At 69.7% G+C, this 26,007-nt stretch carries 21 protein-coding genes; 3 read left to right on the top strand and 18 right to left on the bottom strand.

Features of this window, described 5'->3' with window-relative positions:
• Positions 1–24: 24 nt before the first annotated feature.
• The 12 genes from QOZ89_RS01105 to QOZ89_RS01050 form a co-directional block, all read right to left on the bottom strand.
• Positions 25–1,425: a zinc metalloprotease gene (locus tag QOZ89_RS01105; RefSeq protein ID WP_312622709.1), complete on the bottom strand. Its 1,401-nt coding sequence runs from the start codon at positions 1,423–1,425 to the stop codon at positions 25–27.
• Positions 1,426–1,495: 70 nt separating this feature from the next.
• A complete protein-coding gene (locus QOZ89_RS01100; RefSeq protein ID WP_083419555.1) occupies positions 1,496–2,011 on the bottom strand; it encodes a hypothetical protein in 516 nt (171 codons plus the stop codon).
• Positions 2,012–2,315: 304 nt separating this feature from the next.
• Positions 2,316–2,594, bottom strand: coding sequence for a hypothetical protein (locus tag QOZ89_RS01095; RefSeq protein WP_083419554.1), 279 nt, complete (start codon positions 2,592–2,594; stop codon positions 2,316–2,318).
• A 241-nt stretch (positions 2,595–2,835) separates the two neighbouring features.
• Positions 2,836–3,621 carry a glucosamine-6-phosphate deaminase gene (nagB, locus tag QOZ89_RS01090; protein WP_312622708.1) on the bottom strand — a complete coding sequence of 262 codons (786 nt, stop codon included), beginning with the start codon at positions 3,619–3,621 and terminating at the stop codon, positions 2,836–2,838.
• Positions 3,621–4,823: an N-acetylglucosamine-6-phosphate deacetylase gene (locus tag QOZ89_RS01085; RefSeq protein WP_312622707.1), complete on the bottom strand. Its 1,203-nt coding sequence runs from the start codon at positions 4,821–4,823 to the stop codon at positions 3,621–3,623. The genes nagB and QOZ89_RS01085 overlap by 1 nt, the downstream gene beginning before the upstream one ends.
• Before the next feature lie 67 nt (positions 4,824–4,890).
• The gene (locus QOZ89_RS01080) at positions 4,891–5,820 is read right to left on the bottom strand and encodes an ROK family protein (protein WP_241842176.1); all 930 of its coding nucleotides are present in this window, start codon (positions 5,818–5,820) and stop codon (positions 4,891–4,893) included.
• Positions 5,821–6,035: 215 nt separating this feature from the next.
• Positions 6,036–7,166, bottom strand: coding sequence for an ROK family transcriptional regulator (locus QOZ89_RS01075; protein ID WP_083419552.1), 1,131 nt, complete (start codon positions 7,164–7,166; stop codon positions 6,036–6,038).
• Complete coding sequence (locus tag QOZ89_RS01070) at positions 7,163–7,990, bottom strand: carbohydrate ABC transporter permease (protein ID WP_071052257.1); 828 nt, start codon at positions 7,988–7,990, stop codon at positions 7,163–7,165. Before QOZ89_RS01070 ends, QOZ89_RS01075 begins: the two co-directional genes overlap by 4 nt.
• Positions 7,987–8,874 (bottom strand): carbohydrate ABC transporter permease, encoded by an 888-nt coding sequence (locus QOZ89_RS01065; RefSeq protein WP_312622703.1) that lies wholly within the window; start codon positions 8,872–8,874, stop codon positions 7,987–7,989. The genes QOZ89_RS01070 and QOZ89_RS01065 overlap by 4 nt, the downstream gene beginning before the upstream one ends.
• 225 nt (positions 8,875–9,099) lie before the next feature.
• Positions 9,100–10,347, bottom strand: coding sequence for an extracellular solute-binding protein (locus QOZ89_RS01060; RefSeq protein ID WP_071052256.1), 1,248 nt, complete (start codon positions 10,345–10,347; stop codon positions 9,100–9,102).
• 241 nt (positions 10,348–10,588) lie between these two features.
• Positions 10,589–11,695 (bottom strand): ABC transporter ATP-binding protein, encoded by a 1,107-nt coding sequence (locus QOZ89_RS01055; RefSeq protein WP_312622702.1) that lies wholly within the window; start codon positions 11,693–11,695, stop codon positions 10,589–10,591.
• A 176-nt stretch (positions 11,696–11,871) separates the two neighbouring features.
• Positions 11,872–12,351, bottom strand: a complete 480-nt coding sequence (locus QOZ89_RS01050) for a PPOX class F420-dependent oxidoreductase (protein WP_312622701.1) — start codon at positions 12,349–12,351, stop codon at positions 11,872–11,874.
• A gap of 201 nt (positions 12,352–12,552) precedes the next feature.
• Between QOZ89_RS01050 and QOZ89_RS01045 the strand changes: the two genes are divergently transcribed.
• Together QOZ89_RS01045 and QOZ89_RS01040 are read left to right on the top strand one after the other, a co-directional pair.
• On the top strand, positions 12,553–13,008 hold the full coding sequence (locus QOZ89_RS01045; RefSeq protein ID WP_071052253.1) for a tellurite resistance TerB family protein: 456 nt from the start codon (positions 12,553–12,555) through the stop codon (positions 13,006–13,008).
• Positions 13,009–13,262: 254 nt separating this feature from the next.
• On the top strand, positions 13,263–14,396 hold the full coding sequence (locus QOZ89_RS01040; RefSeq protein ID WP_071052252.1) for an epoxide hydrolase family protein: 1,134 nt from the start codon (positions 13,263–13,265) through the stop codon (positions 14,394–14,396).
• Positions 14,397–14,565: 169 nt separating this feature from the next.
• Here QOZ89_RS01040 and QOZ89_RS01035 read toward each other — a convergent pair whose 3' ends face one another.
• Together QOZ89_RS01035 and QOZ89_RS01030 are read right to left on the bottom strand one after the other, a co-directional pair.
• Entirely contained in the window at positions 14,566–16,116 is a 1,551-nt protein-coding gene (locus tag QOZ89_RS01035) for an HNH endonuclease signature motif containing protein (protein ID WP_312622700.1), read from the bottom strand.
• 898 nt (positions 16,117–17,014) lie between these two features.
• The gene (locus tag QOZ89_RS01030; RefSeq protein WP_312622699.1) at positions 17,015–17,260 is read right to left on the bottom strand and encodes a hypothetical protein; all 246 of its coding nucleotides are present in this window, start codon (positions 17,258–17,260) and stop codon (positions 17,015–17,017) included.
• Between the two features lie 230 nt (positions 17,261–17,490).
• Here QOZ89_RS01030 and QOZ89_RS01025 point away from each other — a divergent pair, with 230 nt between their 5' ends.
• A complete protein-coding gene (locus tag QOZ89_RS01025) occupies positions 17,491–17,691 on the top strand; it encodes a hypothetical protein (protein WP_312622698.1) in 201 nt (66 codons plus the stop codon).
• A gap of 196 nt (positions 17,692–17,887) precedes the next feature.
• On the opposite strand, the gene QOZ89_RS01020 is transcribed toward QOZ89_RS01025, so the two are convergent.
• From QOZ89_RS01020 to QOZ89_RS01005, 4 genes are all read right to left on the bottom strand, one after another.
• Entirely contained in the window at positions 17,888–18,364 is a 477-nt protein-coding gene (locus QOZ89_RS01020; protein ID WP_312622697.1) for a hypothetical protein, read from the bottom strand.
• Positions 18,361–23,298 carry a DUF6531 domain-containing protein gene (locus tag QOZ89_RS01015; RefSeq protein ID WP_312622696.1) on the bottom strand — a complete coding sequence of 1,646 codons (4,938 nt, stop codon included), beginning with the start codon at positions 23,296–23,298 and terminating at the stop codon, positions 18,361–18,363. Before QOZ89_RS01015 ends, QOZ89_RS01020 begins: the two co-directional genes overlap by 4 nt.
• 389 nt (positions 23,299–23,687) lie before the next feature.
• A complete protein-coding gene (locus QOZ89_RS01010) occupies positions 23,688–24,887 on the bottom strand; it encodes a cytochrome P450 (protein ID WP_071049445.1) in 1,200 nt (399 codons plus the stop codon).
• Between the two features lie 243 nt (positions 24,888–25,130).
• Entirely contained in the window at positions 25,131–25,865 is a 735-nt protein-coding gene (locus tag QOZ89_RS01005; protein WP_312622695.1) for an adenylate kinase family protein, read from the bottom strand.
• Between the last annotated feature and the right edge of the window lie 142 nt (positions 25,866–26,007).

The raw sequence follows: 26,007 nt of genomic DNA, 5'->3' as shown, positions 1-26,007 counted from the left end.
GGCTCCAGCCCGATGACCTGAAGATCAACCGCCGACTGACCGCGCCGCAGCCCGGCTGCCGCACCCGGAGCGCCGCCGGCTCATCCGGAGCGTCCACGCCACCCGCACCAGCCGCACCAGCCGCCGGCCGACCCGGACGAGCACGTAGACCATCCCGGCCGCCGGCAACGCGACAAGCACCATGCCTACGGCCCCGGCGAGCGCCGCGACCAGTTCTCCGCCGGCCAGGGCCTGGCTCGCCCGGCCGAACTCGTCGCGCACCGCCAAGGCCGTCCGGGGCAGCACGAAGGGCGCGTAGACCGCCAGCATGACGATGTTCACGGCGATCATCGGCGCGGCGTACAGCGCCCAGGCGGTCACCAGGAGACGGGCCCGCCGGGTCAGCCCGGCCAGCCCCGGGTCCGGCGCCGATCCCACATCCGCCCGGGCACGCCGCCTGGACGGGATCGCGAGCGTCGCCGTCCGCCAGGCCGAGCGCACAGCCGGACCCATACGGTTGAACAGGTCTGGCACCCCGACGAGGTCGCTGACGATGTAGTAGCCGTCCAGCCGGACGAACGGCGCGAGCTGCCGCAGCGCGTCCATGTGGACGAGGACCGCGGCCATCACCAGCACCTCGGCCCGGGTGAGGGCGAACGCGCCGACCACGACCAGCGCGAAGAGCCCGTTGAAGTAGATCCCACCCAGGTCGGTACGCAGCCGCCCCCAGCGGCTCAACCGGTAGGAGTCGGTGACATCGGTGAAGAAGGCCGGCCAGACGAGGTACATGCCGACACCGATCACGCCCGGCCGCATGCCACCGTAGCGGCAGGCCGCAGCGTGGCCGCACTCATGAACCAGCGCGCAGACGAGCGTGAGGCCGACCAGTACCAGGATCATCGACGGGGTGGCCAGCACCATGGCGGCGCTGTCCCGCACGCTGTGCCGACCGAACAGCCAGACATCGGCGACCACCAGCAGGGCCAGCAGTACGGAGACGACCGCCGGCCGGAAGAACACCGCGAGCACCCCACTGATCCGGTGCACCGCCGGCGCGGGCAGCAGGACGCGCCGGGCGGTGAGCGCGAGCAGGGCCTTCGCCCGCGGCGTCGGCGTCACACCGGTCGGGGCGGCGATCAGACCGAGCGGCATGAGCCGGTGGGTCAGCAGGTATGCGACGTCGGCGCCGCTCACCGCGCGGGCGCAGCGCCGCCCGGCATGGTCGGCGATCGCGGCGACATCGCGGGTACCGTCCGCGGCCTCGATGATCCGCGCGAGCAGCTCGGTGAGCGTCGCGACCTGACCGTCGGCACGGCGCGCCAGAAAGACGGGACGCGCGAGGCCCGACCCGGCGAACAAGCCGAGCAGCGCCAGTCCGTCGGCCCGGCGGGGCCGGACGGGGGCCTCGGGGGCCAGAGTCTGCGCGGGCCACGCGGGCTCGATCATCGCGCATCCTCTCCCCTGGCTCCCGTTCGGCACTTCCCCTCGGCGCCACATCGATCATGGGAAATATCCGCTATCCACCGAACAGCTTCCGCAAGAAGTCCATCCATCCACCACCGCCCGCATACGGGTCATCCGTGTGGCCGTCACCGACGGGAGAGTCATTCATATTCTTGTCGTCGGCAGGCGGGTCCGTGTGCCCCTCGTTGACAGGAGCGTCATCCACGTGCCCATCGTTGACAGGAGCGTCATCCACGTGCCCATCGCCGGAGTCGTGCCCGACGCCGAGACTGTCGAGGTCCGACTTCTGGACTATGAAGTTGATACTCGGCATCAGCGTGATCAGGACCGGCATGAAGCCGCCCGTGACTTCCGGCGCCGAGGTGGTGTTGACAATCGAGTTGTTCGACGAGGGAGAGCCGATCGGGAAGTTGCTCGACGTGGGAGAGCCGACCGGGACGCTGGCCGGGGCAAGCTCCCTCCCACCGATCCCGATCGCGGCGAGGGTGGTTCGATCGGGAAGCAGCTCCGCCCGCTCCTCGGACAGTTCCACTCGCTCGTCCCATTGCTTCGCGCCGGCCTCACTCATTTTCCGTCTCCCGGTCCGGTGCCTCCACGACTACTTTCAGCGAGAGGCTAGCCGCGCCGGGAAGCGGCTCAAAACATTTTCGCGGGCGTGTCGCCGCCGCCAGAAAAGATGTCAGGCCCGTTCGATCCGCGCCCAGGGCACGAAGAATCCGGCCGGCCGGCGGACGGACTCGGCCGGCGTGGCCCACGGCTCGGGGAGCCCTCGAAGAATGTCGGAAAACGCGGCCGACGGCAGCCGGGAAAGCGGCTCGGACGGGCGGACCGACGGACGCCCGCGCCCGCGGCGGTTTCCGCCCGCCCGGCGGTCACCACTGGTTTATGAAGGTATCGCCGCTGACGATGGACTCGGTGAACGGACCAGCGTTGCCGACCGTCTGCACAAACGAACTGTACCCGGAAACGACGTTGTTGCTGCCCGGCGAGTTGACCGGGGCGTTGTTCCCGGTGCCATCGGACCGACCGTTGTCGAGCGCCGCCAGCGTCATGCGTTCAGGTAGCAGCTCGGCGCGCTCCGCCGCCAGGTCGGCGATATCCATTCCCGGGCGAGGTGTTCCCATCGGATCCATTCCCACGCCATCCCGCATGGCTCGCTCCCGTTTCGGTCTTCCGGCTCGGCGCCCGCCATGACGTATCTTGGGGCACATTGCCGGTGGTTTGCGACGGCTTGACGCGCGAACACCGCCCAGCGGCGCGGGCGCCATGGCCAAAGTAGGGTCAGTGCCAGGCCGGGTGTTCATCACCCGCTGTATCCGGCTGGCACATCCGAACCATAGGACCTTCCCGATGGAGCCGCAATGCGATGTTGACCGGCGGGCGATCGGCTGGCTAAAGCCCCTGCCAGGCCGGCTTACCGGCGTATACCTCGCGGTAGTAGGCCTCCCGCTCGAGGCCCGACGCGGCGGCCTCGTCGAGCAGCACGGTGGCGTGCGGGTGCAGCTGCAGCACCGACGCGGGGCAGGACGCCGAGACCGGTCCCTCGACGGCGGCCGCGATCGCCTCCGCCTTGCCTGCGCCGGTGGCGACCAGCAGCAGGTGGCGGGCCCGCAGGATCGTGCCGAGCCCCTGGGTCAGCACGTGCCGCGGAACCTGGTCGAGCGAGCCGAAGAAGCGCGCGTTGTCCGCGCGTGTCCGGGCCGTGAGCGTCTTCATCCGGGTTCGGCTGGCCAGTGACGAGCCCGGCTCATTGAAGGCCAGGTGGCCGTCCGAGCCGATCCCGAGCAGCTGGACGTCGACACCGCCAACCTTGAGGATGAGTTCCTCGTACCGCTCCCCCGCCGTCGCCAGGCCGTCCTCGCCCGGGTCGGGGCCGTGCACCCGGGCGGGATCGATGCCGAGCCCGTCGGTGAGCTCGCGGGCGATGGTGGCGCGGTAGCTCTGCTCGTGGTCGGGCGGCAGGCCGACGTACTCGTCGAGGTTGAAGCAGGTCACCTCGCCGTACGACGGGCCCGCGCCGGCGCGGCGGCGCCGGATCAGCTCCTGGTAGGCCGGCAGCGGGCTCGAGCCCGTGGCGAGCCCCAGCACCGCGGCCGGCCTGCGGCGCACCAGCGCCTCGACGACGTCGGCCGCCAACGCCGCGACCCCCCCGGCCGTCGTGAGCGGCACGACCTCCATCAGGACCTTCCGTTCGTGTCGTGGACGGTGCGGCTCGCGTCGCGAACTACGCGCTTCGTGTCGAAGACGACGCGGCCGGCCACGATGGTGGCGACCACGTCGAGGTTCCGGCCGAGGATCGTCACGTCGCCGCGGGCTCCCGTCCGAAGCCAGCCCCGGGACGGGTCGCCGACGAGCGCGGCGGGCGTCGACGTGCAGCACGCGACGGCGTCGGCGAGGCCGCAGCCGGCGGTCGCCACCAGCGTGCGCAGGCACCGTGGCAGCGAGGCGGCCGAGCCGGCCAGCGTCCCGTCGGCGAGGCGGACGGTGCCACCCGAGACGATCACGTCCTGGTCCCCGAGCCTGGCCGGCCCGTCGGGCATGCCGAGCGCGGCGGTGGTGTCGGTGACCGCGAGGAACCGATCGGGCTCCAGCGCGCGCCACGCGAGCCGCAGCGTGAGCGGGTCGAGGTGATGGCCGTCCGCGATCACACCGGCGACCAGCTCCGAGCCCCCGAGCGCGGCGCCGATCGGTCCCGGCTCGCGGGCGGACAGCGGCGGCATGGCGTTGCCGAGGTGGGTGACGAGCCTGGCGCCGGCCGCCACCGACGCCGCGACCTGAGCCGCCGTGGCCTCGGTGTGCCCGACCGACACGAGCACGCCGCGGGCGACCAGCTCGCGGATGATTCGCAACGCGCCGGGCAGCTCGGGCGCCACTGTCGCCATGAGGACGCCTCCCTCCCGTGACCAGCCCTCGATCACGGCCGCCGACGGCGCCACCAGCCGGTGCTCGGGATGCGCGCCCTTGCGGCCGGGGGCGATCATCGGCCCCTCGAAGTGCAGCCCCAGCGGCACGGCGCCGGCCCAGCCGGCGGGCGGGCCGGCGCGCAGGGCTTCCAGCGCCGCCACGCGGGCCCGGGGCGAGGAGCTGATCACGGTCGGCGCGAAGGCGGTCACGCCGAAGCGGGCGAGCGTCGCCGCGACGTCCCACAGCCGGTCCGGCCGGTCGGTCAGGTCGCACCCGCCGGCGCCGTTGACCTGCAGGTCGATGAGGCCGGGCAGCACGTGGCAGCCGGTGGCGTCGAACTCCGCCGCGCCGGCCGCGGGGTCGGCCAGTGGGTCGGCGACCAGGCCGCCCGCGATCGCTACGTCGACCGGCCGGCCGGCGGCGTCGAGGCCGCCGACGACGCGCAGGTCGCCGGCCATCTGAGCTCTGTCGGCCACCTGAGCTTTGTCGGCCACCTGAGCTTTGCCCGTCACCTGAGCTTTGCCCGTCACCTGGGCTGCCCGGTCACCCGGCATCCCCGATCATCGCGGCGCCCAGGGCGCCGACGGGCATGCCCTGGGGCACCAGCCGCAGCCGGCTCGCCAGGTCGAGCGACGCGAGGAACGGCGAGGCCACCGCCTGCGTGCGCAGCGTCGCGGCAACCGCGTCGCGCAGCGGGGCGCCGAGGTTCGCGACGCCACCGCCGAGGATGATCACGGCCGGGTCCACGGTCAGGCCGAGCATCCGGACCGCGTCGGCGACCCCGTGCACGAAGCGGTCGCGCACCGCGACCGCCGCCGGGTCGCCGGCCGACGCGGCCGCGAACAGCGCCTGGGCGGCGGGCAGGTCCGGCGACGGCCACGCGGCCGTCACGGCCGAGCCGGACGCGACCAGTTCGAGGCAGCCCTTCTGTCCGCACGAGCACAGCTCGCCGGCCGGGTCGGCGGGCACGTGCCCGATCTCGCCGGCCGCGCCGTGCGCTCCGCGCCGCAGCACGCCGTCGAGGACGAAGCCCGCCGCGAGCCCGGTGCCGAGGCTCACGTAGGCGAGGTCGTCGGCCCCGCTGAGCACGTGGGCGCCCCAGGTCGCGGCGTTGAGGTCGTTCTCGAGCGTCACCCGGGCCTCACCCGCCTCCGGATGGCGCAGGTCAACGGCCCGCGCGCCGATCCGCGCGGCGAGCGGGAACCAGTCACCGCCCAGGCCGACGTTGACCGCGTGTTTCACCGCGCCGGCGCCGCGGTCGACGATGCCGGGCACGCCGACCCCGATGACCTCCGGCAGCGAGCCGCCGGCCGCCGCGGCGAGCCGTTCGAGCACGGCTCCGGCGGAGGCCAGCACCCCGTCAGGCCCGGCGACGGTCATCTCCCGGGCCTGGGCCAGCACGGTCCCGTCCTCGGCGACGACCACCCCAAGGATCTTGGTCGCGCCGATGTCGAGCCCCACCCGCGCGCTCACGGTGTCTCGGGTTCGCTCCGTCGCCGCACTCACCGCCCCCCCGCGCCGGGGTTCCTGCCGGATCGGCGGAGCTTGCGTAGCCGAACTGGGAGGTCCGGCATCCGCGCCGCGCGGGGACCCCGGCTCGCGGCCTTCCTCCGGGGTTCCTGCCGGATCGACGGAGTCGATCCGGGAGGTCCGCCTCGGAAGTCCACTCCGCGAGCTTGCTCCTGCGCTCACGAGACCCCCAGCTCTCCGGACAGCACCAGCACCGCGGCGCCGGCCAGGACGACATCGTCGCCCAGCGGGGAGGTGCGTACCACGAAATCCGCCGTGGTCACCGCCATGGTGCGCTCCCGGACGGTCCGGTCGACGGCGTCGCGCAGCGCGCCGTCGAGCAGGTCCCGCGGGCCGGCGAGGACGAGCTGGTGCAGGTTGAGAAGGCCGACGACCGGCGCCAGCACCTCGCCGAGCACCTCGCCGACCTGGGCGAGCGCGGCCGGGTCCCGCTCCCGCAGCCGGGGCACGGCGAGCACGGTCTCCAGGCAGCCGACCCGCCCGCAGGCGCACGGCTTGCCGCCTGGGTCGACGATCACATGACCGATCTCGCCCGCGGCGGACCCGTGGCCCTGGACGAGGACGCCGCCGACGACGAGGCCGGCGCCGACGCCCGTCGCGATGCGCAGCAGCAGGAAGTCGCCATCGCCGGCCTCGCCGAACGTGTGCTCGCCGAGCACGGCGGTGTTCGCGTCGTTCGCCACGTGGACGGGGACCCCGAACTCGCGGTGCAGCATGCCCGCGAGGTCGACGTCGCGCCAGCTCAGGTTGGGCGCGTCGAGCACGACGCCGCGGGCGTCGACGATGCCCGGGCTGCCGACGCCGATCCCGAGCACCGTCCGGTCCGTCGCCCGCAGCAGCTCCGCGGCCAGGCGCACCGCGAGGCGGACCGCCTGGGCGCCGGACCGCCCCTCGCGCGGGAGCTCGACGCGCGCCTTGACCACGCCGAGGAGGTCCTGGACCGTACCGATCATGCGGTCGTCGGGTGAGAGGTCGAGGGCCACGATGTGCCGCGCGTCGGCGGCGATGCCGACGAGGGTGGGCGGCTTCCCGACCCGCGTCGCGGCCGGCGAGCCGAGCTCGACGATCAGGCCGTCGTCGATCAGGCCGCCCACCAGGTCGGACACCGTCACGCGGGTGAGGCCCGTGGCGCGGGCGAGGTCGGCGCGGCTGACCGGGCCCTCGCTGAAGAGCCGCTGCAGCATCAGGGCGCGGTGGTGGCGCCTGGCGTCCTCGGCGAGCAGCTTGCCGGTCGGCCGGAGCTGGCGGCGGCGCGGGGCGCCGGACCGCTCGTTTGCTCCCAGGCTCACTTGACCGCTCCGGCCGTCAGGCCGGTCACCACGCGGCGCTCGATCAGCGCGAAGAGGATGATCACCGGCACGGTCGCGACGAGCCCGCCCGCGAAGAGGTGGCCCCAGTCGGTGGAGTACTGCCCGACGTACCCGTCGATCGCCACGGTCAGCGGCCGGTCGCCCGGTGGCGAGCCGAGGCTGAGGGTGAGCGCGACCAGGAACTCGTTCCAGGCGGTGATGAAGGTGAAGATCAGCGCGGTCACGATGCCCGGCGCCGCCAGCGGCAGGGTGATCCGCACGAGCGCGCCGATCCGGCTGAGGCCGTCGACCTGCGCGGCCTCCTCCAGTTCCACCGGGATCGAGGAGAAGAACGCGTTGAGGATCCAGATCGCGAAGGCGAGGTTGAACCCGGCGTTCACGATGATCAGGGAGACCGTCGCCGAGGGCAGGTTGAAGTTCACGAACTCGCGTTGCAGGCCGACCAGCATCGCGGCCGGCTGGAACATCTGGGTCGCCAGCACCACGAGCAGGAACGCCGTGCGGCCGCGGAAACGGTGCCGCGCCGTGTAGTACCCGGCCGGAATGGCGACCAGCAGCGCCAAGAGGGTGGCGCCGCCGGCGACCCGCAGGCTGACCCAGATGTTGCCACCGAGCCCGTCCGCGGACCACAGCGACGTGAAGTTCGAGAACGTGAAGTGCTTCGGGAAGTAGTTCGCGTCCAGCAGCTCGCTCTTCGTCCGACCGGCCGTGATGACCATCTCGACGTAGGGCAGCAGGAAGACGATCGCGACCAGGTACGCCCCCGCGGCGAGCGCCACGGTGCGGGCACGGGAGGTCCTCACCGGTCCACCTGCTCCTTCCAGCGCGTCGTCGACAGGTAGACCACGACGATCACGATCACCAGGGCGAAGTTGATGACCGACATCGCGGCCGCCTCGCCGACATTGCCCTGCTTGAGATCGACCATGTAGATGGTCGAGGTGCTCGTCTGGTAGCCCGGGCCTCCCCGCGTCATCTCCCAGATGATCGGGAACGAGTTGAAGACGTTGATGACGTTGATGAGCGTGGCGACCACGATCGCCGGCCGCAGCAGCGGCAGCGTGATGTCGCGGTAGGTGCGCAGCCCGGCCGCCCCGTCGAGCGACGCCGCCTCGTACACGTCCTCGGGAATGCCCTGCAGCCCGGAGAGGATCGCGTACGTCGTGAACGGCAGCGACACGAAGACCGCCACGGCCATCATCCAGGGCAGCGCGCGGTGCGGGTCGCCCAGCCAGTGCGCCTGGTTCGAGCCCAGCTTGTCGACGACGCCTATCTGGTGCAGGAACAGGTTGATGACGCCGCTGCTGGGGTCGAGCGCCCACCTGAAGATGAGCGCCGTCATCATCACCGACGCGGCCCAGGGGACGATCAGCGCCCACCGCGCCACCCGGCGGCCGGGAAAGCGCTGGTGGAAGAGCTGCGCGAGGCCGAGCGACAGCAGCATCGTCACGGCGACGACCACGACCACCCACACGAGCGTGCGCAGCAGCACCGCGGCGAAGTCGGGCTCGTGGAAGAGGTGGTCGTAGTTGTCGGTGCCGTTGTACCCGGCGACGAAGCCCTCGCCGCCGATGTGCTGGAACGACGACTCCACCATGACCACGACGGGCCACAGGACGACGACGCCGATGAGCACGAGCGCCGGGCCGAGCCACGCCAGGGGCGTCAGGCGACGCAGGGCGGCCATCTGATCCTCACGTTCTGGTTCGGCTGCTGGGACAGCGGTACTGGCATTCCGGTACCGGCGTTCCGGTACCGGAATTCCGGTATTGGGACTTCGGTACCGGAATCGGTGGGGTGAGCATGCCTCGGGCTGGGTCCGGCCCGGGACCGGACCCAGCCCGAGGGGCTAGGGCTAGCTCGGATGGCCTCCGGTCACGCGAGGCTCCGCCATCGTCGCGTGCCCTTTGACCTAGCTGCCGGCTGTGGCCGACTTCTGCAGGTCACCGAGAACCGATGCCGGGTCGCCGGTCACGGCCGTGCCGATGGTCTGCTGGATCTTCGTCTTCAGGTTCGCCCACGACGTGTCGCTGGGGTACTGGATCGACTTGGGCAGGGCGGTGAGGAACGGCGCGAACACCGGGTCGGACGCGAGCGCCGCGGTCGCCGTGCTGGTGGCCGGCAGCAGCTTGTACTCCTTGTCGAACTGGAGCTGGTACTTGTCCTGGTAGGCGAAGTCCAGGAATTGCTTGATCTGCGTCTGGTGGCCGTTCGGCTTGAACGCCGCGACGTTGTCGCAGACACCGAGCGTGGTCGCGAGCGGGCCGCTCTTGCCCGCGATCGGGACCGAGGTCCAGTCGCTGTCCTGCAGCACGCCGGCCTCCTGGATGATCGGGATGAGCGCCGGCGAGCCGTTGATCATCCCCACCTGGCCCTGCGCGAACTTCTGCCACAGGTCGGTGCGGTTGACGGTGCCGGGGTTCGGCTCGGTGTCACCCGCGGCAACCAGGCCCTTGAGGAAGGTGAAGGCCTCGACGTTGGCCGCGCTGTCGATGGTGTACTTGCCGTCCGCCTGGTAGCCGCCGCCGGCACCGAGCATCCACAGCAGCGACTCGGCCTGCGCCTCCTCGGCGCCGAGCGGCAGGCCGAAGCCTGTCTGGCCGAGGCCCTTGACCTTCTCGGCGTCCGCCTGGACGTCGGCCCAGGTCTTCGGCGCGCTGGTGATGCCGGCCTGCGTGAAGAGCTTCTTGTTGTAGAACAGCGTGCGGCTCGACGTCGTGAACGGCAGGCCGTACTGCTGGCCCTCGAACGTGCCCTGGTCCTTGAAGGCGGGCAGCAGGTTGCCAGGGTTCGACAGCACGTCGGAGGCGGTGTAGAGCAGGCCGTCCTCGGCGTAGTTCGAGAAGTAGTCACCCTCGGTGATGTCCGGGTACTGCTTGTTCTGGATCATCGTCTGGACCTGCTGGTCGAACTGGGTCCACGGGATCGACGTGATCTTGACGGTGATGTCGGCGTGCTCCGCATGGAAGGCGTCGGCGATGCCCTGCCAGTACTTGGAGCTGGCGTTGTCCGGTCCGGTGCCGTAGTCGGCGACGACGAGCTTGAGCGTGGTCGAGCCGTCGCCGGACGAGCCGCCACCGCCACACGCGGTCAGCGCGAGCGTGGTCGCCGCCACGAGCGCGACGCCGCCCGCGACCCGACCGGTGAGCTTCTTCTTCATCGGACTCCCGTCTCCTGGCTGTCACTGGCTGTCACGGAGCTGTCTGGGCTGTCCGGCCGATCGACCGCCCAGCGATGGTTTGTTAGTTGACCAGCCTTACTTATTCCAGTCAAGAGGAATCTTCCGGTTTCACCGGAACGTAACGACACTCCGTGCTGCCCTGCCCTGTCCTGCACCGCCCTGCCCTGCACCGCCCCGCACCGGGCTCGCCCCGGCGCGGACCGCCGGGGCGAGCCCGCGGTCAGGCGTCCAGACGCAGACCGGTGACGGTGTCGAAGAGGTGGATGTCCCCGCCGTCCACGGCCACCCGGAGCCGGTCGCCCTTGGCGACCTCCTGCCGGGACGGGACCCGGACCACCAGGTTGCGGGTCCCCTCGCCCAGCGTCCCTTCCCCTGCCGTCCCGTCGCCCAGCGTCACGGTGCCGTGGGCGTACGAGTCCGAGCCGAGGTGCTCGACGACCACGACGTCCAGCAGGAGGCCGCCGTCAGGCACGACCTGGAAAGCCTCCGGGCGCAGGCCGACGGTCAGGTCCCTGGGCAGCTTCGCCAGCGCCGGGGCCGTGAGCGGCAGGGCGTACTCGCCGAGCCGGACGGAGCCTCCGGTCACCGTCGCCGGCAGGAGGTTCATCTGCGGGCTGCCGATGAAGCCGGCGACGAAGAGGTTGGCCGGACGGCGGTAGAGCTCCATGGGCGCGGCGACCTGCTGCAGCTCGCCCTCGTTCATCACCGCGACCCGGTCGCCCATCGTCATCGCCTCGACCTGGTCATGGGTGACGTACACCGTCGTGGCACCGAGGTCGGCCTGCAGCTTCGCTATGTCGGTCCTGGTCTGCACCCGCATCTTGGCGTCGAGGTTCGACAGCGGCTCGTCCATGCAGAAGACCTGGGGCTCCCGGACGATTGCCCGGCCCATCGCCACCCGCTGGCGCTGGCCACCGGACAGCGCCTTCGGCTTGCGGTCGAGGTAGTCCGCCAGGCCGAGGAGCGCCGCCGCGGCCTTGACCCGGCGCTCACGCTCCTCCTTGGACACCTTGGCGATCTTGAGCGAGTACTCCATGTTCTCGAAGACCGACATGTGCGGGTACAGCGCGTAGCTCTGGAAGACCATCGCGATGTCGCGGTCCCTCGGCGGGGCGTTGGTGACGTCGCGGTCGCCGATCAGGATGCGGCCCGAGGTCACCTCCTCGAGCCCGGCGAGCATGCGCAGGGTCGTCGACTTGCCACACCCCGAGGGACCGACGAGCACCATGAACTCGCCGTCCTCGATCGTGAGATCGATGCCCCTGACCGCCGCGGTGGGCGCTCCGGGATACCGCCGTTCGGCCTTCTCGAAGGTCACGGTCGCCATCTTGTTTCCCCTCCACCGGCAGGTACGTGCCGGACGATCCGTTGTGAAGAGACACCCGCGCCTTGTCATGGCGCGTGGCGAGACGACACCGTACACGCCCGTTCGGGCGTTGTACCGCCCCGCCGAGCGGCCGCCGCGGTCCCGGCCGCCCGACGGTCCGGCGGGCTCCGCGCCGCTCAGGCGGTCTCGACGCCGCCCGCGGGAGGCCAGGACCAGTCCTTGCGAGCGGTCGTGCCGGCAGCGGCCGAGACGGCGCGAGTGGTGTAACCCGGCCCGTCCAGGTTCCAGGAAATGATCTTGTGTGGACGGACGCGGAGCACGTCGTTGCCGAACCCCGCCAGCAGCGGCCGCGCGGCGACGAGGATCTCGACGCCGCCGCGGATCTCCAGGCCCCGACCCGTCTGGCCGCCCGGCCCGACCGACTCCTCGGGACTCACCTGATCGTCGACGATCAGGGAGATCCGCGGGTCGGCCTGGACGTTGCGGAACTTCTGGCTGCGGCGCAGCGCCGGACCGCCGATGTCGATCGTCTCGGTGTCGACGTCCACCCATAGGGCGACCGGGTGGATGTGCGGAGCCCCCTGGGGCCCGATGCTGGCGAGACGCCCCAGCGGATGCGTGGCGAGATACCGACGCTCAACCTCGGTGAAGATCATGGCGACACTCTGCGAGCTCAACCATGGTTGAGGTCAACACCGGTTGCTGACGTTGAGCACGCGACGGCCGGGAGCGCGCCGCGATCGTCGGACGTTGACTGAGCAGAATCGGCGACGCCGGACGGGCCGTGATCCGGCGGGCGGCTGACGAGGGACCGGCCCGGCAGGCCCGCCGGGCCGGCCGCGCGCAAAGGAGCAGCGGTGGCAATCTGGAATCAGTTGCGGCAGTCGGCGCAGGGCATGCAGACCCAGCTGGTCGCGAAGAAGAACGACCTGAAGAGCGGGGCGTTCCGCGACGCGAGCATGGCGATGTGCGCGCTGGTCGCCGCCGCCGACGGCAGTGTCGACCCGGCGGAGCGCCAGCGAGTGGCCGGCCTGATCGCGACCAACGAGGTCCTCAACAACTTCCCGGCCGACGACCTGCAGCGGCGCTTCAATGACTACCTGAACAAGCTGATGGCCGACTTCGCCTTCGGCAAGGTGTCGGTGCTCCAGGAGATCGGCAAGACGAAGAAGAAGCCGGCCGAGGCCCGCGCCGTGATCCAGATCGGCATCATCATCGGCGGCGCGGACGGCACCTTCGACAAGACCGAGCAGGCCGTCGTCCGCGAGGCCTGCTTCGCCGTCGGCCTCTCCCCCGAGGAGTTCGACCTCTAGCTCTTCGACCTCGGACGTTCGACTTGGGACGTTCGACTTGGGACGTTTCGGCCTCTGACGTTTCGGCCTCTGACGTTTCGGCCCTGGCGTCAGGCCCGCCGGGATGGTGACCGCTGGTGGTCGCCATCCCGGCGCGGCTACGTACCCGGGAGGGTTTTTGCGCGGCCGCGCGTTCCCGGCCGCTCATTTAGGACAGGTTTCGGCCTAAAGAGCTTCTACCGTTGATCCCATCGCCTCGACGAGCCGGGAGAGACATGAACGCCGAGACCCGCCCGTTTCAGATCGAGATCGACACGGCGGACCTGAACGACCTGAACGACCGGCTGGACCGCGCCCGGTGGCCGCGGCGGCTGCCCGGCGATGGCTGGAGCCGCGGCGTCCCCGCCGCCTACCTCCGTGAACTGGCCGACTACTGGCGCGACAGCTACGACTGGCGCCGGCACGAGGCTCTCCTGAACGAGTTCCCGCAGTTCATGACGGAGATCGACGGTCAGGACATCCATTTCCTGCACGTACGCTCGCCCGAGCCCGGCGCGCTGCCGATCGTCCTCACGCACGGCTGGCCGAACTCGTTCGTGGAGTTCGCCGGTCTCATCGACCACCTCACCAATCCCCGCGTCAATGGGAGTGACCCGGCCCAGGCATTCCACGTCGTCGTGCCCTCCGTGCCGGGGTTCGGATTCTCCGCGCCGCCGCGGGAGACCGGCTGGACCGCGGCTCGGGTGGCCCGGATGTGGGTGGAGCTGATGCGCCGCCTCGGCTACGAGCGGTACGGCGCGCAGGGCGGGGATTTCGGGGCCTACGTCGCCCCGGAGATGGCCAGGGCGGCACCGGACCGGGTGGTGGGCGTCTACGTCGTCAGCGGTCTCGGCTTCCCCACCGAGAAGGACCTTCCGGAGATGACCGAGGACGAGCGGGCGGCGTACGCCAGCATGATGTCGCAGGACTGGGCGAGCGGCGTCGACCATCACGCGCTGTTGCGGGCGGCACCCCAGACCTTCGCGTACGGGTGGCACGACTCCCCGCTCGCCGCGCTGGCCTGGATGACCCAGAAGTTCCACGAGTTCAACGCGTCAGGCCGGCCGCTGGACCAGGTGATCGACCGGGATCTGTTCCTGACGAACGTGAGCCTGTACTGGTTCACCGGAACGTTCGGGACGTCGGCCTGGCCGTACTACGACAGCACCGGCTCCAGCTGGCCGGAAGGACAGACCGCGGTGCCGACCGGCGTCTACAGCGGACCGCCGGGAATCCGCCGGCTCGCCGAACGCCACAACACCATCCTCCACTGGCAGGACGACAACCCCGCCGGCCACCACTTCATCGCCATGGACCAGCCGGGTCCTTTCGCCGCCGACCTCCGCGCGTTCTTCGCCAAGGTCCGCTGACCGGCCTGGGCCGAGGCGGCTCGCGCCAGGTTGGGGCACAGCTCCGCGTACGCGACCGGCGCCGCCGACGGCAGCTGGTGGCTTACCTTTCCGGGCCTGCACCGGCGAGAGCCCGCGGCCTGACCGGCTGCCCGGCAGCGCTATCCACCTTCCACTGGCGCTGCCGAGGTCAGTTCGGTGGTGGTTCCGACCAGCCGAGCCATGGTTGAGATGCGGGTTCGCTGGCTAGCCGGTCGTCTTCGTGGCCCTCGTCGCTCTCATCTGGCAGAGGGCTGGCGGAAGGCGGCCGAGGGCTGGCGAAGGGCGGAGGGCCGACGAACAAAGTGCCATCCGGACCGTCGTGGACACCGGACTCGTGCCAGTCGCCGGCGGCTTCGCTGACGCCGCAGTCATGAGTGGGCTGCCGAACGGGCTCGTCGTGACGAGCGCCCGGGGGCTGGGCTGGAGGTTCCCAGATTCCGGTGTAGAGGTGGTCGATGGTGCGGTGGAGTGGATTTCGCCGGGGCCTCTGCTGGGTGTCGACCGAATAGGGCGGGATAAAGTATGGATGGCCATCTTCTCCCATGATCACCTTCCATTCATCGCGATGGATCACGCGGTGATGGTGGGGACAGAGCAGCACGGTGTTACCGACATTCGTCTCGCCGCCGGAAAGCCAGTGGACGAGGTGGTGGGCGTCTGCCCAGGCGGCCGGTTTTCGGCAGTTCGGGAAAGCGCAACCACCGTCTCTGGCCGCCAGGGCTCGGCGTAGCCAGGGCGGGACGATTCTGCGGGTGCGGCCGAGTTCCAGGGGCATTCCCTCCCGAGAGAGAAGGATGTGGGTGAGGTCGGCGTCGCAGCAGATTCTTTCCAATGTGGCGTGGGACAGCGACAGGCCGTAGCCGGTCGTGGCCGGGGTCGTCCCGTCCCTGCCCAGTAGTTCGTCGACGGTGGTGGTGACCGTGACGTGGGGTCGGGTGCCGCGGGAGAGTGGCAGAGTGCGGCTGCCCAGGACACGCTCGGTGATCTCGATGAGGGCGTCGGCACGTAGCTGGGCGACCGTGCGGTGGTCTTCCGGGTTCTCGCCGAGGGGCCTGGGCCGGGAGAGCGGTTCGAGGGCGGCGCGCAACGCGGCGGCGCCCTCGGCGTCCAGCGTGCCGTGAATCCTGGTGGTGCCATCGGGCTGGTCGGTGAGGTGCAGCTCGCGGCGGCGGGCCTGGTCACCGTCGTCGGTCGGGTCGCTGCCGGGCGGGTGGAGCTGGTCCTGGAGGCGGCCGCGGATGGTCTTGCCGAGCTGGGCCAGGTCGCCGGCGTCTAGGTGCTGGGCCTGGTCAAGCAGGAAGGACTCGGCCCAGTCCCGCTGCTCGGTGGGCGTGTCGCCGGGTAGGGAATTGAGCGCGCCGGCGATGACGGTGGCCTGCTCGTGGCTGATGTCGGCGGCGGCGAGCGCCTGGCCGGTGCGGCGGTAGGGACCGTCGAGATCGCGGGCGAGGGTCACCGTCCGCCGCGCATCGGCGGGGCGCGACTTCAGATGCCAGCGCAGCAGGTCGGCGGTGGAGGGCAGGTCCTCCTCGCCGAACATGCCACGCAGATCCCGGCCGTTCAGATCCCGCACCACCGCCAGCAGCAGAGCCGCCAACAGCCGGCGGGCACGCTCGACCCGGTCCAGCAGCTCCAACGCCTCAGCCTCCGACAGCGCCCACAGGTTCGCCCCACCAAGCTCCTCGAGCCCCTCAACCACCCCGTCTGCCACCTCCAGCGCGTGATGCCGCCGCCCAGTCCAATCCTCACCCCCGCCGACCAGACCCCCGCCGTCATCCACGACCAACCCGTCACCACCCGCCCCCGCGCTGTTCACACCCGCACCGTTCGCGCCCACGCCACCAGCGCCGTTCACACCCACGCCGCGACCGCTCACACCGGAAGGAGCCTCATCCGTGCTTTCTACTTCAATTTCCCGGACGCAGCTGTAGTCGTCCAGGAACCCGGGCCGGTCCGATTCCACCGGCATACCGGCCACCGAACCGGCCGTGATTATCGACGGACGGTCAGTCTGACCCCCAGGAAGAGGGGTATCAGGGACAGGCACGTCAGGCATGTCTCAACGAAACCACACATTCGAACACCTGTCCAGCTTGCGCCCTTCGGGGGGTGCACCCCCCGAATTTTCGCGGCCCGAAGAACACGCATCCACGGTCTCGCGCAGAAACCGAAGATAGTCCGCCTTGACGCCGCGAGCCTGCCGACAGAGGGCGAAGACTACATTACTAACCGCGTACCGGCCGGTGACACTACGATGAAAGGCCTTAGCCGGCGGCGACAGGCCCGGCCCCGTTCGACCACGAGAAACTCCGCGGCCAAAGTAAGATCGACATCCTCATCGGCCGATCAACCATCTTCTTGGACGCGCCCGCCCGAAGCCTGGTGTGACTGGACACAGACCCAGGGCCAGCAGTTGATCAAGATGTATCGATTCAATCACAAGATCGACGCCGGATCCAAATCCTCCCGCAGGCCACCCCGCCCCCGCCAGCCGCGGCTACCTCATCCGCCAGGGCACCGCCGTTCTGCTCCAATTCCTATGGTTGACCCAGCTGGACCTTTGCGCGATACCCGCTTGATTTGTGCGCTGAGCCCGCTCATTTTAGAAGCGCGACCACAGCCTCTACGAGGCCCAGAAGAGTGACTTCCCGGCCATCCTCTGGTCCAACCGGATCGGAACCACTGCCGAATTCGACGACTCCGGAGTTCCGGGATACAGTACCGTCCGGCTCGCCCAGATGCCCGCCAACAAGGAGATAGAGGAATGTCGTCTCGGCAACCTCTTCGGAACTGCCTTTTCTGATGAGGTACTCCTGGAGCCAGCGCGAAACCCAGGTCGACAAACCTACATCCGCTCGCTGGCCTGCCGTGATCTGAAGAGAAGTTCCCTCACTTGTACTGGTGGCCAGGAACTTGAACTTGACAAGCTGCTCATGGCGCCACGGTGGCGGCCAATGCTGTGACCCACCGTTAGCCGCCCGGCACATATCCGTGGTACCTCTCCACTATGTGATCGTCGAACTCTTGGACAAGGTGGCGTCGCAGTTCGACCGGCAGGCCGGTCCCGGCTTCAATGGCCAGCGCCGCTCCCCCGCTCAAGGTCACCAACGAGATCAGAACCAGTGGCGGCATCCTCCTGCTGACCCCCACCAGCCCCCGCATCGCCCGCGACCACGGCCTACGCCTCGAACCCGACCAGTTCTTCCCCGCCCCCGCCGGCCGCGGCTACCTCATCCTCCAGGGCACCACCACCCTGCTCCAACTCGCACGTTAACCGCGGTTGACGAGAACCGGCAATCAGGACGAGATATTCGCGCTTCTCTCCGGACTGGGCCTGCGTTCGGCCTTGTCTAAGCGTCGCCCGAATCTGGCCGGTTCCTCTCTTGCTCTGACCGCCGCGGCGACCGAAATTGCCGAGGCGTGGCCACCCTTTCCCAAATTCGACAAAAGATCCTCGACGCCCATCCCGATCAGTCGAAATGGCGACTTCCTGGGGTGGCCGACTCGAACTCTTGGATTAATTTTCTCGAAAATCCGGATCCCTCGTCTGGCAGTACGAGGGTAATGAGGGAGATGTTTCTCCCCAGTAGGGTCGCCTCATAGGGAGTAAACTTGTAGTCCGAGGGTCCATATGGATCCTGTAGCAAGGTGGTCTTTATTTGCGCGGTCCCCATCGGCTCATATAGGACAGAAAAAGGCCCCTCGCCGCGATGAAGGTGGTAGCCGTCCTTATCCCAGCGTCGGATCATCTCCTTGTCTCGCGCAACCAGAATATCCCCCTTGGATTCCGGTAGTGCCGGTAGGATTCGCAAAGCGGGCTCGAAGTCGCCTGGCGCGATAGCAAGAAGCATGTCTGCCCAGTGTTTCTGCACACGCTCCAGGAACGCTTTGACGTGCGCCATTCCGGAGCCTGCTACCAGTTCGACGTGGTCATATCCGGTGATCATCGCGGCATCCAGTCGGATACTTTGCCAATGAACCTCACTGCAGATCTCTCAATCTCGATCCCTCCGGGAATCTGAAATACGTGCCCCCTTCGACCACCGCGAATTGGTTCTAGCGCGGATTTCTCGACCTGGAACTCGATGACGTACTTGGACTTGGCTGCAGTAAGTCCAAGATATCGCTTGTAGGCGCCCGACTCCGTAAGATCGGCCGGGCTTTTATTTGTAAAGAATGGTCCTGGTCCATTCTTTGATTTTCCCGGAATTATTGAATATGGATTTCCTGATCGAATTCCGTTAAACCCTTTGCGGTCGGTGTAGTGGTATGCGGTGACCTTGCAAGGAGCCAGACCTAGGGGGTCCACCCATTCGGTTGGATTGACGACATACCCGTAGTGGTTGTCCGCCGGGACTAGACCAAGGGGATCCGCGGTGTCGTAGCGAGCGGTGGTGGGATTGTAGTAGCGGTGGTAGTTGTAGTTGAGGCCGGATTCGGGGTCGTGGTATTGGCCGGGGAAGCGTAGCGGGCAGGTGAGCTCGTCGGAGTTGGGTGGGGTGGTGACACCCCAGAGGGTGGTGCGAGCGTGCCAGGCGAGGGAGCCGTCGGGGGCAACGAGTTCGGTGGGGGTGCCGACGAGGTCGGTGACGATGGCGTGGAAGCGGGTGTCGTACCAGGTCTGGTCGGCGCCGTCGGATGGGCGGTGGTCCGGTGGACGGCGGTCTGAGGGGCGGCGGTCTGAGGGGCGGCGGTTGGTCTGGGTGAGGGGGCGGAAGGAGTCCGGTTCCCAGTCCCAGGTGATGGTCTCCTGTTCGCCGCCGCCGTCGGCGCCATCGGAGCTGGCACCGCCACGAGTGTCGTTGCTGCCAGCGGTGTCGATAGCCGTGTGGTGCTGTTCGGCGAGGAGTGTGCCGTCCCAGGTGAAGGTAGTTCGTTCGGCGATCGTTCCGTTTGTGGTGAGGCGGTGTTTGGCGGTGCGGCGGCCGAAGGGGTCGTAGAGGTAGTGCCAGATGGTGCCGTCGGGGGTGGTGACGGTGGTCAGGCGGTCGTCGGCGTCCCAGGTGTAGCGCCAGGTGCGGGGTTTGGCGGAGAGGCGTTTGCGTTGGCGGAGGGTGATGCGGCCCTGGGCGTCGTGTTCGTAGCGGACCGCGCCGGCGCGGCGGATCAGGGTGCCGTTGTATTCGCGTTCGCCCCGCTCGTCGTCCTCGCGATCGCCACGGCCATCGCCGCCGCTGACGGCTGGCCCGGCCGTCAGCGGGTCGGCTGTCGGGCTGGGTGTTGGCCAGGTGGCGTTGGTGATGTTGCCGACGGTGTCGTAGGCGTAGCGCTCCTGCCAGTCGGTGCCGGTGATGGTGGTGATGCGGCGCATCGGGTCGAGGTCGAAGTAGCGCAGGCCGCTGGTGAGGTCGTCGATTTCGGTGACATAGCCGTCGGGGCTGTAGCTGAAGTCCCGTCGTTGCAGCAACTGGGTCACCGCCGCGCCGGCCGGGCGGGCGAGGCTCGCGGATACCGTTCCGAACGATTCCAGTGGGCCGGCGATGATGGTTTGGGATAGCAGTTGGTGGTTGGTGTCCCAGGTCTGGGTGAGTGCGACGGCCGTGCCCGAACCACCCGATCCCGAACCACCCGGTCCCGAACTACCCGGTCCCGAGCCAGTGGGTCTCAACGTGTCCCGTGCCGAATTGCCGGTGCCCAGACTGCCCGGCCTCGAGCTGCCAGGTCCAAGACCTGTGGCGCTGCCGGGTAGTAGGAGTCGTTCGGTTTCGCGGCCGGCGGCGTCGTGGGTGAAGCGCAGGGTCTGTCCGGCGGTGTGTAGGGCGAGGGGTCGGCCTGTGGGGTCGTATTCCCAGTGGCTGACCGCTCCCGACGGGGTGGTGCGGCGGATCCGTCGGCCCAGCGAGTCGTACTCGGAGACGACGCGACGGCCATCGATAGTCTCGGTGACGACGCGTCCGGCTGGGTCGCGTTCGAAGGTGACCTCGGCGTCGGGGCCGGTCGCCCGCACCATCTGGCCGGCGGGGTCGTAGGCGAATGCCGTCACGCCGGTCGGGCCGTGTTTCTCGAGGACGTTGCCGAGCAGGTCGCGGGTGAAGGTGACGGTCTGGTCGGCGCCGTTGGTCCGGGTGGTGAGCTGACCGGCCGGGTCGTAGCCGTAGCGCAGGGTCCGGCCGTTGTAGTCGGTTTCGGTGACGAGCTGCCCGGCCGGGTCGTAGCCGTAGCGCCAGACCAAACCCTGCGGGTTGGTGACGGCGATCAGGCGTAGCTCGGTGTCGTAGTCGAAGGTCAGCCGGGCGCCGTCGGGGCTGGTACGGGTGGCGGGCAGGTCGAAGTGGGTGACCTCGGTTGTGGTGGTCAGGCTGGCCGGGTCGGTGTGTTCGACGAGGTTGCCCTCGGCGTCGTAGCGGTAGGTGTCGGCGGCGCCGTCGGGCAGGGTGCGGGCGGTGAGCCGGCCCTCTGGTGTCCAGGTGAAGCGAGTGATCCCGCCGATCGGGTCAGTCACGGTGATGATCCGGCCGAGGGCGTCGCGCTCGTAGGAAGTGGCCGCGCCGGCCGGGTCGATCACAGCGATGGGCATGCCAGCGGGGTCGGTCTCGATCTGGGTGACCCGGCCGAGCGCATCGGTGACGGCCATCAGCCGGCCGCGGCCGTCATAGAGGAAACTGGTGCGGGCGCCGATGGGGTCGACGATGGCCGTCAGGTTGCCGGCGGCGTCGTACTCCCGCTCGACGCGGGCACCATCGGCGTCGACGGTCGTGACCGGGCGACGCTGCTCGTTCCAGGTGGTGGTGACGGCCGTGCCGTCGGGGCGTTCGAGTTCGGTGAGGTTGCCGGCCTCGTCGTAGCGGTAGCGCACTGTGCGCCCGAGTGGGTCGGTCTCGGCGGTGCGGTTGTCGAACCGGTCCCAGGCGAACGTGGTCGTCCGGCCGAGTGGGTCGATCTGGCGCAGCGGGCGCAGCCGGCCGGTGAAGTGGTATTCGGTGACGTGGCCGAGGGAGTTCGTCTCCCGGGTGATCCGGGCCGTCTCGTCGTAGGTGATCGTGCCGTCGAGGTAACCGTCGGAGCCCTCGGTGCGGACCACCCGGCCGGACGCGTCGTAGGTGTAGCGGTATTCGGTGCCGTTGCGGTCGGCCCAGCGGATGATCCGGCTGTCGGTGTCGTAGTCGAACCGCAGCGCCTCGCCGGAGGAGTTGACGATGTGGGTGAGCCGACCCGCGCCGTCGTAGCGGTAACCGACCAGCTCGCGGGCCGGCTCACCACCGGCCGCAACAATGTGCACGGCGGTGACCAGGTGATCGCGGGTCTCGATGTCGAGCCGGTAGCCGCCGGAGTGCGAGACCTGCGCCAGATCACCGTCGAGGTCGTAGCCGAACTCGACCGTGTTCCCGCCCCGGTCGACGACCGCCGCCAGCGGCAGCGCGACGCCACGCTGCCCGGCGGCGGGGATCGCGAACCGCAACACCTGCCCAGCGGCCGCGTCGAGAATGCTGTAGCACCCGGTCTCGTCGAGGACTAGCTCCACCCGCGGGCCCGCGGCCGCCAGCACCGCCGGGCCGCCGGGCTCCGGGTGCGGGAAGGCCAGCAGCACACCGTCCGGGGCGGTGTAGCAGACGCCCTGCTCGTCGACCTCGAGACGCAGATCCAGCGACGAACTCCAGCCCGGGCCGAACCAGCGCCCGCAGGTATAGCCGGACTGGTAGGTGCGCCGCAACGCCCAGTCCAGCACGCCGGGCAGCTCGACGTCGGTCTGGGTCAGGACCATCTGCCCGCTGGCCATGTCGATCGGATCCCGACCGACCAGCCGGCACCACGCCGACCTCGCGAACGTGTCGGCCCTGCCCAGCAGCGGGCCACGGGCCGCCCCAGCCCGCCCGATGCCGAACGGAACCGCTGAGGTGACGGTGCGCCCCACCCGGGTGAGCGCCCCACCCGCGCGGCCGAGCGTGCCGGTGACGAGCCTGGATCCACGCCCGCCAACGCGAACAGCGGCACTGGCCCCCCGAAGACCCTTCAGCGCCGGCCCGAGCGCCTTGCCACCCGGGATCACACCGACAGCGTTCAGCAGCACGGCCCCGAAAGAGGCCCTGCCTTGTCGCCACTTGACGACGCTGTCACCCAGGACGACCAGGCCGGCGCCGAGCGCGACCGCCCCGAGGATCGCCGCCGCCGCACCCCCGGTGAACACGACCGCGGCGAGGATCCCGGCCACGAGCGCCACCGTCGCGCAGAAATCGACGAACTTGTTCCACGACGTGAACGGCGCCTTCGCGAAGTCCCACGCCTTCTTCCACCACGGCCGGTTCTTGATACCGCCGTCCTTGAGCGCCTCGTCGATACCGTCGGCGCAGGTCTTGGCCGCCCCGTCGCGCAGGGTCCTCGCGTCCTGCGCGAGCCGCGCGGCCAATGTCTGATCAGCGCGGGCGTCCTGGCCCTGGCGGGCGATGACCTGGACCTGTCCGGCAAGTCCCGGCGTCTCGAGGTTGGCGGTCGCGGCCGCGACCGACTGCGGACTGAGCTCATCATTCGGCCACAACAACACGGCACGCTCAGGCGGCAACATCGCCTCGACACTGGCCAGAGCGCCCTGATAACGGACCTGCGCATCCAGACCCTGACGCAACGCGGCACCAGACTGAGTCTTCGCATCGGTCAGCGTCGTCGCATACGCCGCAAGCGCCACACCCGCACCCCGATAGGCCCGCGCAAGCCTGACGAGCTGATCCGGCAGATCACGCAACGCCTCGGCATAACCCGCCGCATACTCACCCCGCATCGCCAGATCACCACCACCACCACCGGCCGCGATCGTCCGCAACCGCGCCGTACCACCATCAGCGGTCGTCGCATGCAAATCCAGCTTGGTAGCCAGCGCCCGCACCGCCTCCGGGTCACCCGGAGTGGGATCCGCGGCCAGACCGACGGCCTGCCACTCGCTGCTCATCCCAGCGTCCTCCCACCCCGAACGCATCGTCCGGCGACCTGGCCGGTGACCGCGGTGACCGGGTCGGGAACCACTTCGGGACCGCGGGCGGGCAATCCGCACCGAGCGACTCGCACCTGGCGAGCTGACGCACCGTCGCGCCGACCGTCGGCGGATCCGATCCGGATCAGAATCCGCCCAACCGGGCATGAAGTGCGCCGTCCCGATGATCAGGACCTGGCTTCCCGGGCAGCGAGATCCCCGACGCGACAGCCACCGTTCGTCACTCGATGAGCGCGAACGGTATCGCACATCCGACGCCTATATCCCGCGGTTATGAGAGTTTTCGCCCGCGGCACCGTGACGCGGGAGGCACCCAGAAGCTAACGCCGCCAACGCCGCGCTGGACGCTACACGGGTGAGACGGCGGCCCCCGCTGTCACGAAAGGCAGGTTGGCGGCGCCGCGGACGTTCGACGAGACCTTCATGACGGCCCGGCCCGGATCAGCCACGAAGTCGGGGAAACGCTTCAGGACCTCCTCCAACGCGATCTTGATCTCCAGTCGAGCGAGGTGGGCGCCGAGGCAGCGGTGGATGCCGAAGCCGAAGAACACCGTCGACGGCTCGTCGTGGCGGTTCAGGTCGAACGCGTTGGGGTTCTCGTAGACCCGTTCGTCGCGCAGGGCCGAGCCGGTGATCAGCATGACCCGCTGGCCGGCGGGGATCGTGACGCCGTGCAGCTCGACGTCGCGGGTGGTGGTCCGGCCCTGCAGCTGCGAGGGGGCGTCGAAACGCAGGGTCTCGCCGGCGGCCCGGTCGTAGAGGGAGGGATCGGACAGCAGCAGCCGGCGCTGGTCGGGGAACCGGGTGAGGGCCATCAGGCCGTTCGGGATGGCCTTGGCGACGGTCTCGTGGCCGGCGGTGCCCAGCTCCAGGAACCGGAACGCGATCTCGTCGTCCGGCAGGGTCCGGGTCGAGCCGTCCTCGTCGTCCTCCACCTCGGTGGTGATCAGCAGGCTGATCGGGTCATCCGTCGGGTTCCGGCGTCGTTCGGCCGCCAGCGAGAGGTAGATGTTGATGATCTCCATGTTGGCGGCCACGAACTCCGCCTCGGAATCGACGCCTTCGCCACGGGCGAGCATGCGGTCGCTGCACTCGTTGATGGTCTGCCGGTACTCCTCGGGGATCCCGAGCAGCTCGCTGATCACGTCCAGCGGCAGCTGGACAGAGAAGTCGCGGACGGCGTCGAACTCGTCGGCGTCGAGGAACCGGTCGAGCAGCTCGCCGGCGCGGCGGCGGATGTAGGGCTCGAGGGCCAGCATCCGGCGCGGCGAGAACACCTTGCTGACGATCTTGCGGTGCCAGCGGTGTTCCGGCGGGTCCCTCAAGATGATCATCGGGGCGCCGGCCTCGCGGCCTTCGATCGTGACGCCGCCGGTGCTGGAATAGGTCTGCCAGTCGTTGTGAGCCGCCAGGACGTCGGCGTGCCGCGACAACGCCCAGAAGCCAAGCTCGGCGTTGTGGTGGACAGGCGCCTCATCTCGCAACGCCCGGTAGACCGGGTACGGGTCGCGATAGGTCGCGAGGTCGTACGGGTTGAACTCGACCATCCGCACTCCTGAGCAGACACCGGGACGTGCGAGGAGGGTACCAATCCGTCCCGGAAGAGGGTGGAGAACGCGTGCCGCCCAGGCGGCGACGGGCGCACACCGGACGCCAGCCAGGCGTCAGCGCCGTAGCAGGCATAAAGTATCCAATCCGCAAGGCGGATACAACCTCTACAAACCCCAGACACGGCGACGCGCCCCCGGCCGAGGAAGGACCGGAGGCGCGTGGCGGATGATCGGGTCGGGCTACCCGCGGGTGACGTCGGCGAGGACGGCCTCGAGGCGGGCGGCGACCTCGTCGGGGGTGCCGGAGCCGTCGACGGTGCGCAGGATGCCGCTGGCCGCGTAGTAGGCGCGCAGCGGGGCCGTGCGTTCGGCGAAGACCTTCAGGCGCCGCCGGGCGGTCTCCTCGTCGTCGTCCAGCCGGTCCTCGGAACGGGCGCGGTGCCTGATCCGCTCCAGCACGGTGGACTCGTCGACGTCAAGGTCGAGCACGACGTCCAGCGCGCAGCCCCCGGCCGCGAACCTCGCGTCGAACGCCTCGGCCTGCGCGAGCGTGCGCGGGAAGCCGTCCAGCAGGAAGCCCTGGCAGACGTCCGCGGCCGGGGTGGCCGGCCGCGCCGCGGTCAGGGTGTCGCCGGAGAGCGTGGACGCACCAGCGCCAGCGGCCGCACCGGCGTCAGACGACGCGCCGAGAGCCGCGTCCATCGAGGCGCGCGCGGTCGCGGGCACGTGGTCGACCACCGCGGCGGCGGTGGAGCCGTAGAGGCGGTCGGCGACCAGGTCGAGTACCAGTTCGTCGGGGACGAGCTCGCCCGCACGAACGAACGCCTCGGCGCGGCGGCCGAGCGGGGAACCAGCGGCGATCTCGGCATCGAGCAGCCGACCGGTAGAGATCGCCGGGACGCGGTAACGGGAGCCGATCCGGGCGGCCTGCGTCCCCTTGCCTGAGCCCGGCGGTCCGAGCAGCACGACTCTCACCGAATGGACCCTACCCCGCACCAAACCCCCATAAACATGGATGACCTGTAAGCAACCTGACCCGGCACATTCGGAACGTTGCGGGAATCACTGGCGATCCCGGAGGCCGTCAGCCCCGCCGGGGCCCGGGCAGCGTATCCGT

Origin of the sequence: Pseudofrankia coriaricola (genome assembly GCF_032027725.1) — a bacterium.
Classification (GTDB): domain Bacteria; phylum Actinomycetota; class Actinomycetes; order Frankiales; family Frankiaceae; genus Pseudofrankia.
This window is presented reverse-complemented; position numbering and strand designations above follow the sequence as displayed.